Raw genomic sequence first — 18392 nt, 5'->3', positions numbered from 1 at the left:
GCAGCGCGCCGGGGCGCACGGCAGGCTATCACCCCTCTTTAGAAATAGCGGGCGATCTGCACCCAGGCGCGGGTGCGCGATGAGGTGCCGTCCGAGTCGTCGCCGTTGGCGGCGCGCGCCGGATTGCTGCCGATCTTGGTGGCAATCTGCAGCGAGGCGACGGTTTTCGCCATCGGACGCCAGCTCACGCCCACGCCCGCGCCCTGCAGGCTGTACTTGTTGGCCGCGCCGGCGGCCAGCGCGCCCGCGTACGGCGAGCGCACCAGCGTGACGCGTCCAACGTCGTAGAACACCGACAGGTCCAGCTTGTAGGCCGGCACGTCCCAGTGGGTTTCCAGCGTCACGGTATGGCCCGCGTCGCCGCTCGCCTCGCCGGCCGGATAGGCGCGCACGCGGCCCACCCCGCCCAGCGACAGCTTCTCGCCCGACTCCAGGTTGCCCGATGCGAGCTGCCCGCCGACGCTGGCCAGCAGCGTTACGCCCGGCACCAGGGCCTGGATGCGGCTGACCTGGTAGTTGAAGCGGGTGAATTTGCCTGCGGTGCCGGGGCCGGCCGCGTCGCCGGCGGCGAAGGCGGCGTTGCGCGACAGGTCCACGTCGCCGCGCGTCACGTCGGCGGTGGCCGACACCAGGCCGCCGCCGCCCACGTCGTCCTGCACGTTCAGGCTCAGGCCGACGGTGACGTTGCGTACCAGCTTGTCGCTGATCTGCACGTCCCTGGCCGAGTTCTCATAGCGTTTGTCGTCGTAGCCGGCGCGCAGCTGCACGTTGCGGAAGCGCGAACGCAGCAGCGGATGGGTCACCAGCACCTGGCTGATGTTGGCGCTGCCGCTGGAGTCCAACGATTCGAATTCCTTGCCCAGCTTGTAGCGCATGCGCGAGTGCGCCACGCCGGCGCGCGTGCCCGCCGCGCCCACCGGCATCACGTAGCCCAGGCGGCCATAGTTGAAGTCGGAACCGGTGGTGGAGGCCAGCGCCGACAGTTGCCCGCCCTGCCCGCCGATATCGTCCACATTCAGGCCGCCCGAGATGCGGGTGCGGCCGGTGTAGCGGTTGGAGGAGTTGTCCAGGCTGACGTTACCGTTGAACATGGGCCCTTCGGACAGGCCGATGTCGACCGCCGTTTCGCCGAACTGCGCGCCGGGGCTCAGTTCCGCGCGGGCGTTCACGCCCGGCAGGTCTTCCACCAGCAGCATGGCGCGTTCCAGCTCCGCTTCCTTCAGCGGCTGGCCGGGACGCAGCACGCCGTCCAAGTAGCGGCGCACCAGCTCCTGGCTCACGCGCACGCTGGCGTCCGGCACCAGGCGCACGCTGGACAGGCGGCCTTCCAGTACCTGGATGGTGACCACGCCTTGCGCCAGTTCCTGCGGCGGCAGCGAAGCCGACGCGATCAGGTAGCCATGCGCGCGGTAGTGCGCCGAGATGGCCAGTGCGGCCTGGCCAAGTTCATTGAAGCTCACTTCGCGGCCGGCGTACGGCGCCAGCACCTTGGCCAGTTCCTGTTCGGTGAAGGCGGTGTTTCCCTTGAAGGCGTATCCTTTGACGAACACCTTCTGCTCGCCAGGCAGCGCGGCGCTGGTTTGCGGCTTCACGTCCGGCACCACCTTGGCGCCGGAGCGCACCGGCGGGATCAGCGCGGGCGGACGGTTCGATTCCAGTACGCCGCCGGCGTCCGGCACGGTCTGCGCGAACACGGCGGCGGGCGCCAGCAATACCGCCAGTGCGGCGGCGCGGGCTTTGACTTCCATGTGATTCATGTTGCTCATTACTCCAGGTTCCTTACGCCGCCGTTGCGCGACACGATCTTCGAATTGCCGTTCACGAAAGTGACGTCGTTTGCCGGCGCCGGGGCACCCGCGTTATTGCCGTTGTTGCCGTTGTTGCCGTTGTTGGCGTTGTTCTCTGCGCGCGCTTCCGCCAGCAGGGTTTGCGGGCTGCTGCCGCCGGACGCGGCGCCGAAGCTGCCACTGCCGAAGCCCTGGGCCGTTGCGGCGACAGGGTTCACGCTGTTGACAATGGCGGACACCGGGTCGAACTGGCCCGGCTGCACGCCGGCCGACGTCACGGTCAGCACGCCGTCCAGGTAGAACACGCGGTAGTCGTTCGGCGCCGCGCCGCCGCTGGCGGTAATGGCGTACTGGCCCGCCGCCGACTGCGTCGTGGCGCTGCTGCTCAACACCAGGTTGCCCAGCACGTCGCGCGTGTCCCCGCCCACCAGGCCGCTGACGGTGCTGGTGAAGGCCGGGTTGGCCGTGCCCTGCACACGGGACTTGTCGTCCACCACCACGGTCAGCGTGGCTTGCGAGATGGTGCCGGTGCCGGTTGCCGTGGTGCTGGCCAGCGCGTAGTTGGACGCGTTGCCGTTGGCGCCGCTGGCCAGCGAGTAGCCGCTGGCGGTGACGGTCTTGCCGGCGCCGGCGCTGCGGCTGTCGAACACGCCGGTTGCGGGGCCGTTCAGGGTCAGGCTCTCGCCCGCCACCAGGCCAGCCAGCGTGCCGCGGCTGCTCAGCGTGGCGGCCGTGGTGCCGTCGTAAACCTTGGTGGCCGCCTGCACGCCGGTCACCGTCACGGTGCGCGCCGTGATGGCGCCCGCGCCGCTGGCCACCGTTGGCAGCAGGTAGTTCGACAGCAGAGTGCCCTGGGCGGCGCTGAAGTCCGACGACGACAGGTTGGCCGTCACCGTGGTGGCGCCCGCCACGTTGGCGTCGTTGTACCGGCCGGCGCTGCCGCTTTGCAGCGTGGCGCCCTGCCCCGCCACGAAGCCGGAAAGCACCACGGAACCCGGGGTCAGCACCGCGCTGGCGGTGCCGTCGTAAGTCTTGACGGTGCTGCCGGCGATGCTGGCTTGCAGCGCGCGCTGCGTGATGGTGCCGCTGCCGGTGGCGCTGCCGCCGCTGAAGGTGTAGTTGCCCGCGTCCGCGCCGCTCAGCGCCAGACCGGTGATGTTCACCGTCTTGCCGCTGCCTGCGTTGGCGTCGCTGAAGCTGCCCTGGCCGCTCACCTGCAGCGCATCGCCCGCAATCCGGTCGTCGCCCAGCACCACGGTGGCGCTGGTGCTGCCGTCGTACACCTTGGTCACATTGGCGGCGTTGGCGTTCAGCGCACGCTGGGTGATGGCGCCGGTGGTGTTCACAGTACCGGTGGCCAGTACGTAGTTGCCCGCGTCGGCGCCGGACAGCGCGATACCGCTCACGCTGACAACCTTGCCGCTGCCTGCGTTCTTGTCGGCGAAGTTGGCGCTGCCGCTGCTCAGGGACAGCGCATCGCCGGCAAGGCGGTCGTCGCTCAGCGCAACGGTGGCATTGGTGGTGCCGTCGTAGACCTTGCCGTTGGCGGTGGCGCTCGCGGTCAGCGTGCGCTGCGTAATCGTGCCGCTGCCGCTGGCGGTGGTGGAAGCCAGCAGGTAGTTGCCGGCATCTGCGCCGGACAGCGTAATGCCGCTCGCCGTCACTGCCTTGCCGCTGCCGACGTTCTTGTCGGCGAACGATCCGCCGCTGCTGGACAGCGCCAGCTGGTCGCCGGCGATCCGGTCGTCGCTCAGCGAAATGCTGGCGGACGTGGTGCCGTCGTACACTTTGCCGGCGGCCGAAGCGCCCACGGTCAGCGCGCGCGGCGTGATGCTGGCGGTGGTGCTGGCGGTGGTAGAGCCCAGCACGTAGTTGCCCGCATCGGCGCCGGACAGCGTCAGGCCGGTCACGCTGACCGCCTTGCCGTTGCCCGCGTTCTTGTCCGCAAACGCCGCCTGGCCGGCCAGGGTTACCGTGTCGCCTGCCAGCGCGTCGGAAGCCAGCGTCACGCGGGCGGCAACGCTGCCGTCGTAGACCTTGTTCTGGCCGGTGGCGGTGGCGCTCAGTGCGCGCGCGGTGATGGCGCCGGTGGTTTGCACCGCGCCCGGTGCGATGACGTAGTTGCCCGCGTCCGCGCCGGACAGCGTAATGCCGCCCACGGTGATGGTCTTGCCGGCACCCGCGTTCTTGTCCGCGTAGCTGCCGCTTCCCGACAGCGCCAGGTCGTCGCCGGCCACGCGGTTGTCCGCCAGCGTGACGGCGGCGGACACGCTGCCGTCGTACACCTTGGTGCTGCCGGTGGCGGTGGCGGTCAGCGTCCGCTGGGTGATGGAGCCGGTGGTCGCCAGCGAGGTCGAGGCCAGCGTGTAGTTGCCCGCGTCCGCGCCGCCCAGAGCGATGCCGGAGACCGTCACCGCCTTGCCGCTGCCCACATTCTTGTCGGCGAAGGTCGCCGCGCCGCTCAGGTCCAGCACGTCGCCGGCGATGGCGTCGCTGCCCAGCGAGATCTGGCCGGTCAGCAGGCCGTCATAGACCTTGACCGCGCCGTTGCCGCTCGCGTTCAGTACGCGCTTGGCGATGTCCGCGCTGGCGGTGGCGGTGGTGGCGGCCAGCGTGTAGTTGGCGGCGTCCGTGCCGGAGACGGCGATGCCGCTCACCGTCACGGCCTTGCCGCTGCCGGCGTTCTTGTCCGCGAAGGCGGCGCCGGTGCTGGACAGGGTCAGCACGTCGCCGCCGACACGGTCGTCGCCCAGGGTGGCGCTGGCCGTTGTCAGGCCGTCGTACACCTTGTTGGCGGCGGTGGCGCTGGCGTTCAGCACACGCTGGGTGATGTCCGCGCTGGCGGTGGCGCTGGTCGAGGCCAGCGTGTAGTTGGCAGCGTCCGTGCCGGACAACGCAATGCCGCTCACCGTCACGGTCTTGCCGCTGCCGGCGTTCTTGTCCGCAAAGGCGGCGCCGGTGCTGCTCAGCGACAGCACGTCGCCCGCTACGCGGTTGTCGCTCAGCGTGGCGCTGGCGGCCGTGGCGCCGTCGTACACCTTGTTGCCGGCGCTGGCGCCGACGGACAACTGGCGCGCCGTGATGGCGGCGCTGCTGGTGGCGCTGCCCGATGCCAGCGTGTAGTTGCCGGCGTCCGCGCCGCTCAGGGCCATGCCGGTCACGCTCACGGTCTTGGCGCTGCCCGCGTTCTTGTCCGCGAAGGCGGCATTGCCGGTGATGCTCAGCAGGTCGCCGGAGAGGCGGTCGTCGCTGAAGCTCACGCCGGCCAGCACGTTGCCGTCGTAGACCTTGTTCGCGGCGGTGGCGCCGGCGGTCAGCACGCGCGCCGTGATGTCGGCGCTGCCGGTGGCGCTGGCCGAAGCCAGCACGTAGTTGCCCGCGTCCGCGCCGGACAGCGCCAGGCCGCCGATGGTGACTGCCTTGCCGGTGCCCGCATTCTTGTCCGCAAAACTGGCGCTGCCGCCGGTCAGGATCAGCGCATCGCCCGCCACGCGGTCGTCGGACAGCGTGGCGCTGCTGCTTGCCAGGCCGTCGTAGACCTTGCCGCCGCCCACAGTAGTGGCGTGCAGCGTGCGCGCCGTGATACTGCCGGTGCTGGTGGCCGAGGTCGAGGCCAGCGTGTAGTTGCCAGCGTCGGCGCCGGACAACGCAATGCCGGTGACGGAAACGGTTTTGCCCGTGCCAACGTTTTTGTCCGAGTAGACGGCGCTGCCGCTGGTGGTCAGCACGTCGCCGGCCAGGCGGTCGTCGCCGAGTGCGATGGTGGCTGCGGCCAGGCCGTCATACACCTTGTCGACGGTGCCGGTGCTGGCCGTGAGCGTGCGTTTCGCAATGTCGGCCGTCGCCGTGGCGGTGCCGGAAGCGAGCGTGTAGTTGGCCGCATCCGCGCCCGAGGCGGTAATGCCGTGGACGGTGACGGTCTTGCCGGCACCTGCATTCTTGTCCGCGAAGGACGCGCCGCTGCTGGCCAGGGTCAGCACGTCGCCGGCCACGCGGTCGTCGCCCAGCGTGGCGCTGGCGGCCGTCAGGCCGTCGTACACCTTGCCGCTGGCGGTGGCGCTGGCGTTCAGCACGCGCTGCGAAATGGTGGCAGTGGTGCTGGCCGTGGTGGAGGCCAGCGTGTAGTTGCCAGCGTCCGCGCCGCCCAGTGCGATGCCGGTCACGCTGACGGTCTTGCCGCTGCCCGCGTTCTTGTCGGAGAAAGCGGCGCCGGTGCTGCTCAGCGACAGCACGTCGCCCGCAACGGCGTCGCTGCCGAGGGTGACGGCAGCTGTCGTCAGGCCGTCGTATACCTTGCCGATGCCGGTGGCGCTGGCCACCAGGGTGCGCGGTGTGATGGCGGCGGTGGTGCTGGCGGTGGCGCCGGCGAGCGCGTAGTTGCCCGCGTCCGCGCCGCCCAGCGCGATGCCGGTGACCGTCACAGCCTTGCCGCTGCCCACGTTCTTGTCGCCGAAGGCGGCGCTGCCGCTCAGCACCAGCACGTCGCCCGCCAGGCGGTTGTCGCCCAGGGTGACGGTGGCGCCGGTCAGGCCGTCGTACACCTTGTCGATGCCGGTGGCGCTGGCGGTCAGCGCGCGCTTGGTGATGCTGGCGGTGCCGGTGGCAGTGGTCGAGGCCAGCGTGTAGTTGGCCGCGTCCGCGCCGCCAAGGGTAATGCCTTCGATCGATACGGTCTTGCCCGCGCCCGCGTTCTTGTCCGCGAAACTGGCGCTGGCGCCGGTTAGCGTCAGCGCGTCGCCGGACACGCGGTTGTCGGACAGCGAGGCCGTGGCGGCGGTCAGGCCGTCGTACACCTTGTCCACGCCGACGGCGGTGGCGGTCAGCGCGCGCTGCGTGATGGTGGCCGTGGTGCTGGCGGTGGCGCCGGCAAGCGTGTAGTTGCCCGCGTCCGTGCCGCTCAGCGCGATGCCGGTCACGGTGACGGCCTTGCCGGCGCCGGCGTGCTTGTCGCTGAAGGAGGCCGCGCCGCTGGCGGTGAGCACGTCGCCGGCAACCCGGTCGTCGCCCATGGTCACGGTGGCGGTGGCCAGGCCGTCGTACACCTTGTCCACGCCGGCTGCGGTGGCGGTCAAGGTGCGCTTGGCGATGTTGCCGCTGCCGGTGGCGCTGGTGCTGGCCAGCGTGTAGTTGGCCGCATCGGTGCCGGACAGCGAGATGCCGCTCACACTGATGGTCTTGCCGTTGCCGGCGTTCTTGTTGGCGTAGCTGGCGCCGGTGCTGTTCAGGGTCAGCGCGTCGCCGCTGACGCGGTTGTCGCCCAGCGTGACGGTGGCGGTGGTCAAGCCGTCATAGACCTTGTCCACGCCTGTGGCGGTGGCCGTCAGCGTGCGCTGCGTGATGGCGCCGGTGCCGGCGGCCGTGGCCGAATCGAGCACGTAGTTGGCGGCGTCCGCTCCGCCGGAGATGGCGATGCCAGTGTAGTTCACCGTCTTGCCGCCGCCGGCGTTCTTGTCCTCGAAATTGCCGCTGCCGGTCAAGGTCAGCACGTCGCCCGCAACGCGGTCGTCGCTCAGCACGCCGCTCATGCTGGTGACGCCGGTCAGGCCGTCATACACCTTGCTCACGGCGCCGGCCGTGGCGTGCAGCGTGCGCGGCGTGATATTGCCGGTGGTGACGGCGGTGGAATTGATCAGCGAGTAGTTGGCCGCGTCCGCGCCGGACAGGGCGATGCCGCTGACGCTGATGGATTTTCCGTTGCCCACGCCCTTGGAACCGAAGCTGGCGTTGCCGCTCAGGGTCAGCGCGTCGCCGCCGACGCGGTTGTCGCCGAAGGTCACGGTGGCGCCGGTCAGGCCGTCGTACACCTTGGTGTTGCCGGCGGCGGTGGCGGTCAGCGCACGCGGCGTGATGTTGTAGGTGCGCGCCGCCAGCGCGATGGTGTAGCCGAGCGAACTGGCCAGGGAGCCCAACTGGACCGCGTAACTGCCCACGTTCTTGCTGTCGGTGCCGGACAGGCTGCCGGTCAGTCCGGCGTTGGCGTCGCCGTCGATCAGGCCGGTCGGCGTGACGTAGCCGATCGCGCCCATGGCCAGGCCGTCGTAGACCTTGGTGACGCCGCTGTTGGGCGTGACCGTCAGCACCGGTGCGATTTTGTAAAGGAACCAGTTGCCGCTGCCCGCATATGAGGGGTCGGAGCCGGTGTAGGCCTGGTTGTAGTGCTTGTTATAGCCGGTCATGCCTTCCGTGGTGCTGGTGGGCGCGTCCGAGTACACCAGGTAGCGGCTGCCGGCGCCGGCGCTGATGGTGTTGGTGCCGGCGGCGCTGACGAAGGTGCCGCTGGCGGTGGCGTCGCTGCCGGCGCCGCCCGCCGCCACCAGCACCGAGGTGCCGGAGGTGGCGGTGCCGATCAGGCGGCCGGTGCTGGCAACGCGCACGTCGCTGCCGGCGGTCTTGCCGCTGTTGATCAGGCTGATGCGCGCGCCGCGCACGGTGCCGTCGATCTGGATGTCGCCGCTGGCGTCGTCGCCAGTGCGGGCGCCGGTCGCTATGGTCAGCGAGGTCTGGCCGCTGCCGCTGTCCAGCGTATAGCCGCTGGCCACGGTGATGCCGGCATTGCCGTCGTCGCGGTCGGTAGCCGACACCGAGCTGCTGGAGGAGTTGGCCAGCAAGGACAGGCTGCCGCCGTTGGTGGAGATGTTGCGGTTGACGGTGATGCTGCGGCCGGCCTCCAGCGAGAGGTTGCCGCGCGTGCCCGCGCCGCTGCCGACCAGCACTGAGGCATTGACCAGCAAGTCGTTGCTGGCGCGCAGCGTGACCGAGGTGCCGTTGAAGAGCTGCTGCGCCAGTGCGGAGGCGTCGATGCCCACGTTCAGGCCGGTGGCGTCGGTATAGTTCACGTCGCGGAACACCGGGGCAGCCAGCGAATAAGCGTACACGGCGCCGGTGCCTTCGAGGCCGCCGTTGGCGCTGTTCGCATAGGGCGCGCCAACGACCAGCCGGTCGCCGGCGCCGTTCAGCGCCACCGCGTAGCCAAAGCCGGAATAATCCGGCGTGGTGTGGAAGGTGCCGTCGGCCAGGCGCAGGCCGCGCTGCAGCACCGCTTTCAGCACCGGCGCGCCGCCGGAAGTGTCGATCAGGCGCACGCTGCCCGGCCCCAGGCCGGCATCGGCCACGCCGCCGGTGGACGGCGAGCCGACCGCCAGGCGCGTGCCGTCCGCGCTGTAGGACAGCGAGGAGCCGAACAGCTCGCCGCTCGACAGGTTGACGTTCAGGCTGCTGCCGTTGCTGCTGGCGGTGCTGCTGTAAGTGGCGCTCTGCGACACCGAAGCGCCCCAGTTGAAGGTGTACACCGCGCCCTTCAGGTCGTCCACGCCGACCGCGCCCACCGCCAGCTTGTCGCCGGCCGCGTTGAGCGCAACGGCCGAGCCCAATTGCGCGTTGGCGCCGGCGTTGAAGGCGCTGGCGTAGTTGGCGCCCAGCGTGGTGGTCAGCGCGCCGTTGGTGAACAGGTAGACCGCGCCGCAGCTGGAGCAGTCGTTGTTGCCGCCGCTGTCGTTCACGGCGCCCACGGCCAGCTTGGTGCCGTCGCCGTTCAGCGCCACCGAGGTACCGAACTGTTGGGCGTGCGAGGTGCCGCTGGTACCGCCTGCGCCGCCATAGATGGTGCTGGTCAGGGTCGGCTTGCTGGTGTTGGCAGCCAAATCGAACAGGCGCACCGAACCGCCGCCAACGTTGTCGCCCACCGCGCCCACGGCCAGCTTGGTGCCGGCCGCGTTGAGCGCCACCGAGCTGCCGAACAGCGCGCCGTCCGCCAGCGTCAGGTTGTAGTCGGCATCGCCGTTGTAGCCGGAGCCGATGTTGCTGCGCAGCGTGGCGCCGCTGAAATTGCCGTCGGTGAAGCCGAACAGGCGTACCGAGCCGCGCGCCTCGCCGGTGCCGGCCGTGTAGACGGGATTGGTCCCACTGCCGGAAGTGGTGACGTTGCCGTCCATCGGCACGCCCACCGCCAGCACGGTGCCGTTCGCGCTCATGGCCACGGACGAGCCGAAGCTGGCGCCGCTGGCCAGCAGGCCGCCGTCGGCGTTCTTGCCGCCCGTGTAGCCGCTGCCCAGGATGGCCTCGGCGGTCCAGGTGTAGGCGTAGTTGAAGTCACCGATGACCAGGTTTTTCGGGTCCAGCAGCAGCGCGCCGCCGGCGCCGGCACTGATGCCGTCCAGGCCCACGTAGCGCAGGTCGCCTTTCGACGACACTTCCACCGCGCCGCCATTGCTGCCGACGGCGCCGCCGCGCGCGTTCACCGTGCCCAGCACGGTGGTTTGCTGGTCCGACCACACCACGGCCGTGCCGCCCGCGCCGGCCGCGCCGCGCGCGCTCACGTCGATGGCGCTGCTGTCGTTGATGAAGGTGCGCTCGGCCGAGGCGATGTCCGCCGTCCGGCCCCAGCGCTGGACGAAGCGCGGGTCGGCGCTGCCGTCCTGCGCGGCGCCGCCCTGGAAGGCGCCGCCCACGCGCACCAGGCCGCCCTGCTGCTCGCCGGAGGCGTCCACCTTGGCGCTCAGCAGGCTGACCGTGCCGCCGGACAGGTCGATGCGGCCGCCGCCGGCGCCGCCGCGCGCGCTGTAGCTGCCCGACGTCATCAAGCCGCCGTCTGCCTGCACGGCGATGCTGCCGCCTTGCCCGGTGCCGCCTGCGTTGGCCGTGGCGCCGCTGGTTTCCGTCAGGCTGCCGCCTGCGCGGTAGCTGATGCTGCCGCCGTCGCCGGCCGTGCCCTGCGCCGACACGGTGCCGCCCGAGGCCAGCGCGCCGGCCGCCGTCACGCTGACGCTGCCGCCTTGCGCGCCGTCCGCGCTGATGGCGCCGCCCAGCGACACCGCCTTGCCGCTGATGGCGACGCTGCCGCCGCGCGCGTCCTGGCTGGACGCCTCCAGCCGGCCCGCCTGCACGTCGCCTCCCTCGGCCACCAGGCGGATGCTGCCGCCCTTGGTGCTCAAGCCGCCGGCCTGCACCAGGCCCGCGTTGTTGACGCTGGCGCGCGCCAGCGCATCGGCCGCGCTCGCGCTCAGCAGCACCTGGCCGCCGGCAGCCTGGATCAGGCCCTGGTTCTCGGCCAGCGCGTTGAGCGCGCCGCGGCTGGTGCGCACGGTGATCAGGCCGTCGCCGCGCAGGTCGACGCCGATCTGCTGGCCGGCGGCCAGCGCCACGCTGCCCTGCGGGGCGCTGATGCTGCCGCTATTGGCCACGCTCGGGCCCAGCAGGGCCACGTAGCCGCCGGCCGCGCCGCGCATGGCCGCGATGCTGCCTTCATTGCGCACCGCGCCGCCGCCCTCGCCTGCGAAGCTGTAGTCGCGTGCCAGGAAGTCGCGGTCCGCCAGACCCAGCGAGGACGCCACCAGGCCGCCCACGTTCACCTGCGCGCCCGGCGCGAACAGCACGCCGTTCGGGTTGACCAGGAACACCTGGCCGTTGGCGTCCAGCTTGCCGTAGATCTGCGACGGGTTGGCCGACTGCACGCGGTTCAGCGCCACGGCGTTGGCCGACGGCTGCTTGAACTGCACCGAGGCCTGCGCGCCGATGTCGAAGCTGCCCCAGTTCAGGATGGCCTGCGCGGTGGACTGGTTGACCGTCATCTGGCTGCCGCTGGTGCTGATCTGCGCCTGGCCCGCCGCCACCTGGCCGCCGGTTGGCAGCGCGGTGGGCAGCGGCGGCGCGGCCGATGCGGTCCCGGCAGCCCCGCCCCCCGCCATGCCCGCCGCCGCCAGCGCGGCCAGCAGCGTGGCCTTGCGGCGGCGCGCCCCGCCCTTGCCATGGCCGCGCGCCCCTTCGGCCACCGCCACCCAGCAGGCGTGCACATGGCTCCAGACGAGGCGGTAGTAGCGGTTCATGGTGGCATGTTTGTGCATGGGGTTTCCGTAGCGTTGGGGTCAGGCGAAAAATTTAACTGGCGTGATGGCGTGGTGCGCGCGGCCGCCCGGCTGGCGGCCGTAGCGCGCAATCCGAGTCCATCAGGCTGTGATGTTGAGCAAGTTGAAGTCGGCGCGGAAGTTGCTCAGGCCTTTGGCGCGCGGCAGCGGCACCAGGTGCAGCTGGAACGTGCCGGTGCGGCTGTTCTGCAACTCGTAGGTGCCTTCGGCCACCGCCAGCAGGGCCGCGCCTTCGAACACCAGCGAGAACTGCTGCGTGGCCGGGTCGGGTTGCTTGGCGGGCTGGGCCACTTTCAGCAGTTTGAGCGGCACGGCGCGCAGGTCCGGGTGGTTCAGCCAGAATTGCTGGCCCACCAGCGCCCTGGCGCCGGCCAGGCTCCAGGCGTAGCCGGCGTCGCCGGGCACGGCAGCAGCGGCGCCTGCGGTGCCTGTCCCAGCCGCCACCGCCGGTGCGCCGGCGGCCATGCCCATGCCGCCGATGACGGCGGAGCCAGCGTACAGTTTCAACACATCGCGTCGTTTCATTTTCACTCCTGGATATTTGTTTGCCCGGCCGCGCGCCATTCCATCAGGTCGTGCATGCCGTTTTCACGGATTTTCTGAAAGCCCAGCCGCTGGTACAGCGACAGCGCCGGATTGCCGTGCTCGACGTGGATGCTGACCGCGCCGCCGCTGCCGCTGCCATACTCGGCCGCCTCGCGCTGCAGCGCTTGCAGCAGCAGCGTGCCGTAACCTCGCTGGCGGAACTCGGGCAGTATCGTGATCTCCACGATGTGCAGCGCGCCGGGGCGGCGCCACACGTACAGGCGGCCGACAGGCGTGCGCCGCTGGCCTTCCACCACTTCGGCCACGCAAAACTGCGCGCCCGCGTAGTGCTGGGTATAGTGCTGGTGCTGGGCCTTGAACTGCATCTGCACGAAGGCGGCCTTGGCCGCGTCGTCCCACGGCACGGCGGCCAGTTCGGCCGCGCGCGTGCTGGCGTAGATGCGCTGCAGCAGCGGCATATCCGCTTCGGCGATGGGGCGCAGGTGCAAGGCGTCGCTCATGCTCAGGAGCGCGGCGGGAACACGCCTTGCAGCGCGATGCAGAAGTTAAAGCCCAGCGCAGGCTGGCGGTTGTTGTGCGGCAGGCCGCTGCCGGACGTGGCCAGGCCGCCTGCGTAGGCGTCGACCGTGGCGCCGGTGGTGGAATAGATCTGCGTGCCGCGCGTGACGCCCATCACCACCGACTGGCCCGGTACGCTGTGAGCGGCCTGGCTGCCGCCGCCGCCCTGGTTATGGCTGTGCGCCGGGATTTCAGACTGCTGCAGCGTGACGGTTTCCGAGCCCGTCATCTCGCCCAGGTAGCGCTCGGACAGGCCGCCGCCCTGGCCCACGCCGAGGGGGTGGCGGTCCTGCAGGTCCGGCAGGGCGAAGGTCGACTTGCCATCGCCGCCGTAGAAGGTGCCCAGCAGCGAGAACAGCGCCGTATTCTGCGACAGCGGCAGAAGCTGGCCGTCGCAAAACGCCCAGCCCTTGGGCGCGAAATTGAAGGGGAAGATGCGGATTTCCGCGACAAACGGGTCGGCCATGGCGGTCCTCAGGTAGGGTTCGGGAAGAGCCCGAACAGAGAAATGATGTAGTTGATGCCCAGCGAAGGCCCCATGTTGTCGTGCGGCTGGCTGCCGCCGGTGGCGCCGGTGAACGTGTTGGCATCCGAACGCATCTGGCTCAGGCTGCCGCCCGCTAGGCCGTAGACCGGCACGCCGCCGGTACTGGCCAGCACGCCGGTCCTGGCGGTGTAAGCCGGGCTGGCGCGGTTGCTGGTGGCCACCGGAGGATGGCGGTGCGCCGGTATCTGGCTGGTGCTCAGGGTGACGCTTTCCACGCCGAACATCTCGCCCACGATGTAGCTCGTGCTGATGCCCGGCCCTTGCCCCTGGTGCACCGGGACACGGCCTTGCAGGTCCGGCAAACAGAAAGTTTCCTGGCCGTCGCCGCCGTAAGTGGTGCCGATCAGCTGGAACAACGTTTCGTTTTCAGAAATCGGCAGCGCCTGGCCGGCGCAGATCATCCAGCCGGCCGGGGCGAAACTGCCTGCAAACAGGCGGATCTCGCCGACATAAGGTTGCGCCATGGTGTCGCTCCGCGTTGAGTTAGTTCGGGGAAGGGAAAATGCCTTGCAGCGCAATGCAGTAGCTGAGCGTCAAGGACGGCTGGCGGTTCTCGTGCGCCTGGCCGCCGCCCACGCTCGCGCCGGCAGCGCTGTTCAGCGCCATCAGGTTGTCCGGTGCGCCGAACACGTCGTGGCCCAGGCGCCCTTTGCGGCCCACCATGCCGTTCACCGGCGTGCTGCTGTTGGCGAGTACATCGCTGGCCTTGCCGACGTGGGTGTGGGGCGGCAGGTGCGATTCGCTCAGCGTGACGAATTCCGCGCCCATCTGCGTGCCCAGCGAAAACAAAGAGCCTTTATGCACCGGCGTGCGGCCGCGCATGTCCGGCAAGGCGAAATTGACCCGGCCGTCGCCGCCGTAAGTGGTGCCCAGCAGCGAGAACAATGCCTGGTTCTGGTTGATCGGCAACAATTGGCCGTTGCACAGCGCCCAGCCCTGGGGCGCGAATTGGAACGACATCAGCCGGATTTCGGCCAGGAACGGTTCAGCCATGGATTACTCCTGCAAGATTCAGTTAAAAACGGCTTCGTATTGGATAGCGCCGGCCTTGGCGCCCACCGGCACCAGGAAAATATCGAAATCGCCCGCCGTTTCGTTGTGCAACCGCAACATGCCCTGCCCGAGATTGGGCTGGACCGGGCCTTCGAAGATCAGGGAAAAGGCTTGCGGGCGCGCATAGCCAGGCATGCCGGCGGGCTTGACGGTGGCCAAACGCAGCACCACGCCGCCGCTGCCGGCCACGCCAAATTGCGCGCCTTCATAGGAGCTGAAGAATTCCAGGGAGAGATCTTGCACGAGCGGCACATCGATTGTAATTTAATAAACAATCATTATATCCGCAACAACCAATCGTGTCACTAAACAACTTTATTTTTGCTAGTTAGTTATCTGGCGGATAACGTAAACGCAGCGGCGCGCGCCGGACAGCAAGTGCTCGGCGCGCTCGACCTGGCAGCCCTCGCCCAGCACGCGCTGGAACACCTGCAGCTCGGAGCGGCAGAAGCCCTGGCAGCTGGTGGCGGCGGCGCAGATGGGGCAATGGTTTTCGATCAGCAGCAGGCTGCCGTCGGGCTGGACTTCGGTCTCGGCCATATAGCCTTCGGCGTCGCGCGCGTGCGCCAGGGCTTGCACGCGGACAGCGAGGGCCTGCTGCGGCGCGGCTTGCGGCGTGGCCGCTTCCGCATCCGCTTCGGCCTCCGCCAGCGCCGCCTGGTAGACGGCCTCGCTTTCCTGCTCGCGCGCGGCGATCAGTTTGTCCATGCCCTCCTCGCCGAACAGCGCGCGCACCTGCTGGATCATCTGCAGCGTGAGGTCGGCGTGGCGGTCCGGGAAGCGCGCGTGGCCGGCCTCGGTGAGGTGCCAGCGGCGCGACGGCCGCCCCACCTTGTCGGCCACGTCCTCGAAGCCGACCAGGCCCTTTTCCTGCGCCGATTCCAGCTGCCGGCGCGCGCCCATGGACGTCAGGTCGAGCAGCTCGGCGAGCTTCTGCGCGGTTTGCGGGCCGCGCGTCTTGAGCAGGAAAAGTACGTTGTCGGCAGTGTTCATTCGGGCGTTTTCGTCAGAGTCATCGGGGTGGCCGCAGCGGCGCCGGCGGGCAGCCGCAAGCGCCATGCATGCAGGTGCCAGCCGGCGGCGGCGCTCAGCGCGGCGCCCAGCAGCAGCACCAGGCGGGTGTCGATCAGCGTCAGCACCGCGCCCGCAAGCGCCATCAGTATATTCGCCAGGCAGAAAGTCGTCGACAACAGTCCCATGACCGCGCCCTGCCCGTGCGCGCCGAAACGGTCGGCGGCCCAGTTCTGCACCACCGCGTTGTAAAAGGAATTCGGCAGGCCGAACAGCACGATGCCTACCAGGCCCAGCCACAGGTTGCCCAGCGCGACCAGCCCCACCGCGCAAGCGATGCCGAATGCATGCAAGGACGCGCGCTTGAGCGGCGCGGTGGCGCTGGGACGCCCGGAAAACAGCGAGGACAGCGTCATCAGCCCGCACAGGCCGACGTTGATGGCGGCGATGCCCTGCGCGTCGTAGCGCCCCACTTCCACCAGCCACAGCGGATAGAACTCGTAGAACGCCGTCACGCCGCAGGTGACCGCCAGCTGGATCTTGAACAGCGTGCGCAGTTCGGCGTGCTTGAGCAGGTTGAGGGAATGGCGGTCGCGCGCCACCTGCCACCACGAGGTGGTGAGCGTGGACGGCGCCTCGCGCGGCAGCACCGCCATCACCACCAGCGCCACCGCCAGCAGCGCGCCGGCGGCAATCCAGAACGGCACCGTCAGGCCGTAGCCCACCGTGAGGCCGCCCAGCAGCGGACCGGCCAGCCAGCCGAAGTGGAAGGCGCCGTTCAGCCAGCCGATGGCGCGGTTGCGCAGCGGCCCTTGCAGCCGCTCGGCCAGCATGGCGCGCGCCACCGCGCCGTTACCTTCGAGCAGACCGGTGGCGAAGCGGGCCGCCAGGAACAGCGGGTAGGATTCGAGCATCATGGCGCCGGCCGTCAACGCGTGGCCGGCGGCGGCGCCAAGGCCGGTGGCCAGCAGGACCGGGCGGCGGCCATAACGGTCCGACAGCGCGCCGAGCACTGCGGAACCGATCAGCAGGCCGAGGGGATTGATCATCACCGCCACGCTGAACAGCAGCTTGGGCGGCAGGCCGAAGAACTGATTCAGGCCGGATTCGGCGCCGGACGCGAATAGCGGCGGCAAAATGGGATATGGGAGCGAGGCTCCGATGGTGGACAGCAGGGCCAGCAGGCAGGCGGCGGTGATCAGCAGCGCATTTTTCATGGTGTTCTCGGGTTGCTAAAGTCCCATCAATATACTTGCGCGCCAGCCATAAGTAAACAATATTGTTTACTTATATTGCTGCGTAAGTTGATTGGCGGCAGGACAATTGCGGCACAGGAGCCGTACAATCCCGGTATCGAACCGGTCCGGCAATACGATGAGCGACTGGAAGCTGTGCATGCGCGACCGCCAGCAGATCGCGTTTTGCGGAGCTTGCGCGTGGCAAGACAGTTCCACCATTTTTTAATTCGTGAAGGCACACCGCATGCGCATTGACAGGCTACCCGGCAGCATTTTGATCGCGATCGCCGTGCTGATTTCGGCGCTGGCCGCCACGCAGGCGCGGGCCGAAGAGCAGGGCATCCAGGCGCCGAACGTGGTTGCCATCTCGCCGAGGATCGTGACATCGGGCCAGCCGACTGCCGCCTCCCTCGCCCGGCTCGCCAACCAAGGCTTCCAGGCCGTCATCTACCTTGCGCCGCCCACAGTCCCCGACGCCATTGCCGGCGAGGCGGAAACGATCCGGCGCCAGGGGCTGGAATTCGTCAACATCCCTATCCCGTTCGGAGATCCCACCGAAGCCGACTTCGAACAGTTCGTCGAGGCGATGGACCGGTTTCGGGACATGAAGGTGCTGGTCCATTGCCAAGTCAATATGCGCGCCTCCACCTTCACGTTCCTGTACCGGGTGATCAAAGAGCGGGAGCCACCGGAGCAGGCCTACCAGGCGGTGGCGCGGGTCTGGTCGCCCCGGGGGCCCTGGAACCGGCTGCTGACATCCCAACTGCGCAAGGCGGGGATAGCGTTCGAACCGTACTGACCTCACGCGTGCAGATCGATTTCCAGCATGCCCTCGCGCGCTTGCCGGTAGCCGAGTTTGTTGAACAGGCGCCGCGCCTGGCTGTTTTCGACCGCCACGTCCGCCACTAAGCAGTTCAGGCGCAGCACGTCTTCAGCGAAATCCGCCAACAGGCCAAGGGCTTCCGACATATAGCCGTTGCCCCAGGCGGAGCGCTTTAGCAAGCAACCCACTTCCGCCCTCCGCAATGCGCTGTCGAAGCTATGCAGGCCGCAGGTGCCGACCATCTGGCCCCCATCGCGCAAGGCAACCGCCCATTCAAGGGACTGGCCCCTGACAAGGAGGCTGCGCACGCTCTTGAGCATCAGCCCTACCGTATCCAGGCCAGGGAACGGCGCCTCGTCCGTGTATTTCATGACCTGCGGGTCGCCGTAGATATCGAACAGGGCCCCCGCATCGCTGTCCGCCATGGCTCGGAGGACGAGCCGCTCGCCCCGCAGGACGGGCAAGATGGAGGGAAGGCATAGCTGGCTGGTTTCGGTCATCCGCCGATTATAGCGACACCTCTACTTGTCCAGCGGAAGAACCGGAGGATCGCCCTCGCCCAGCATCATGTAGACCAGCAGCCTGGCCGGCTTGGTGGCGCTGGCGTTGCGCGACACGGCATGCTCGATCAGCGGCGTTTCGTACCAGGAATCACCCTGCTTGTAGGTCACGGGCTTGCCGTCGCCCAGCTGCGACACCACCGCCCCCTCCATCACGTAGGCGAACACGGAGCCCGGATGGCGGTGCGGATTGGAAGCCTGGCCGGGAGCGTAGGTCACCGTCATCAGCACGCCGTGCTTGCCCGGCGCGTCCGGCAGCGGCAGGTGCTGCAGGACGCCCAGCTTTTCCTTGCCGGTGGCGGCATCCTTTTCGGCGTGGCCTTCGTGGGCGCCCGCGACCAGCGGCAGCGACAGCGCGGCGACTGCGGCGGCCGCCACCGCAGTCATGGATATGGATCGACGTTGCATG

Annotated in this window: 13 protein-coding genes; 1 reads left to right on the top strand and 12 read right to left on the bottom strand. The window is 69.2% G+C overall.

Annotated elements, in window-relative coordinates:
* Positions 1 to 38 precede the first annotated feature (38 nt).
* The 10 genes from AC56DV_RS12710 to AC56DV_RS12665 all read right to left on the bottom strand — a co-directional run bounded on the left by AC56DV_RS12710 (position 39) and on the right by AC56DV_RS12665 (position 16579).
* Positions 39 to 1766 carry a ShlB/FhaC/HecB family hemolysin secretion/activation protein gene (locus AC56DV_RS12710; RefSeq protein WP_496314636.1) on the bottom strand — a complete coding sequence of 576 codons (1728 nt, stop codon included), beginning with the start codon at positions 1764 to 1766 and terminating at the stop codon, positions 39 to 41.
* Positions 1766 to 11626, bottom strand: coding sequence for a YDG domain-containing protein (locus tag AC56DV_RS12705; RefSeq protein ID WP_496314635.1), 9861 nt, complete (start codon positions 11624 to 11626; stop codon positions 1766 to 1768). Before AC56DV_RS12705 ends, AC56DV_RS12710 begins: the two co-directional genes overlap by 1 nt.
* Before the next feature lie 102 nt (positions 11627 to 11728).
* The gene (locus tag AC56DV_RS12700; RefSeq protein WP_496314634.1) at positions 11729 to 12172 is read right to left on the bottom strand and encodes a DUF6916 family protein; all 444 of its coding nucleotides are present in this window, start codon (positions 12170 to 12172) and stop codon (positions 11729 to 11731) included.
* A 2-nt stretch (positions 12173 to 12174) separates the two neighbouring features.
* On the bottom strand, positions 12175 to 12693 hold the full coding sequence (locus AC56DV_RS12695) for a GNAT family N-acetyltransferase (protein ID WP_496314633.1): 519 nt from the start codon (positions 12691 to 12693) through the stop codon (positions 12175 to 12177).
* A gap of 2 nt (positions 12694 to 12695) precedes the next feature.
* A complete protein-coding gene (locus tag AC56DV_RS12690; RefSeq protein WP_496314632.1) occupies positions 12696 to 13217 on the bottom strand; it encodes a phage tail protein in 522 nt (173 codons plus the stop codon).
* An 8-nt stretch (positions 13218 to 13225) separates the two neighbouring features.
* The gene (locus tag AC56DV_RS12685; RefSeq protein WP_496314631.1) at positions 13226 to 13762 is read right to left on the bottom strand and encodes a phage tail protein; all 537 of its coding nucleotides are present in this window, start codon (positions 13760 to 13762) and stop codon (positions 13226 to 13228) included.
* Between the two features lie 19 nt (positions 13763 to 13781).
* Positions 13782 to 14291 carry a phage tail protein gene (locus AC56DV_RS12680; protein WP_496314630.1) on the bottom strand — a complete coding sequence of 170 codons (510 nt, stop codon included), beginning with the start codon at positions 14289 to 14291 and terminating at the stop codon, positions 13782 to 13784.
* An 18-nt stretch (positions 14292 to 14309) separates the two neighbouring features.
* On the bottom strand, positions 14310 to 14594 hold the full coding sequence (locus AC56DV_RS12675) for a DUF6916 family protein (protein WP_496314629.1): 285 nt from the start codon (positions 14592 to 14594) through the stop codon (positions 14310 to 14312).
* A gap of 81 nt (positions 14595 to 14675) precedes the next feature.
* Positions 14676 to 15344, bottom strand: a complete 669-nt coding sequence (locus tag AC56DV_RS12670; RefSeq protein WP_496314628.1) for a helix-turn-helix transcriptional regulator — start codon at positions 15342 to 15344, stop codon at positions 14676 to 14678.
* Complete coding sequence (locus tag AC56DV_RS12665; protein ID WP_496314627.1) at positions 15341 to 16579, bottom strand: MFS transporter; 1239 nt, start codon at positions 16577 to 16579, stop codon at positions 15341 to 15343. The genes AC56DV_RS12670 and AC56DV_RS12665 overlap by 4 nt, the downstream gene beginning before the upstream one ends.
* 265 nt (positions 16580 to 16844) lie before the next feature.
* Here AC56DV_RS12665 and AC56DV_RS12660 point away from each other — a divergent pair, with 265 nt between their 5' ends.
* Positions 16845 to 17399, top strand: coding sequence for a protein tyrosine phosphatase family protein (locus AC56DV_RS12660; protein ID WP_496314626.1), 555 nt, complete (start codon positions 16845 to 16847; stop codon positions 17397 to 17399).
* 2 nt (positions 17400 to 17401) lie between these two features.
* Here AC56DV_RS12660 and AC56DV_RS12655 read toward each other — a convergent pair whose 3' ends face one another.
* Together AC56DV_RS12655 and AC56DV_RS12650 are read right to left on the bottom strand one after the other, a co-directional pair.
* The gene (locus AC56DV_RS12655) at positions 17402 to 17923 is read right to left on the bottom strand and encodes a GNAT family N-acetyltransferase (protein WP_496314625.1); all 522 of its coding nucleotides are present in this window, start codon (positions 17921 to 17923) and stop codon (positions 17402 to 17404) included.
* Between the two features lie 21 nt (positions 17924 to 17944).
* Positions 17945 to 18391, bottom strand: a complete 447-nt coding sequence (locus tag AC56DV_RS12650; RefSeq protein ID WP_496314624.1) for a cupin domain-containing protein — start codon at positions 18389 to 18391, stop codon at positions 17945 to 17947.
* Between the last annotated feature and the right edge of the window lies 1 nt (position 18392).

It is taken from the genome of Massilia sp. BGA-UO-ETr-WB1, assembly GCF_059567845.1.
Note: the sequence above shows the minus strand (reverse complement) of the source record. Positions and strands in the feature narration are given on the sequence as shown.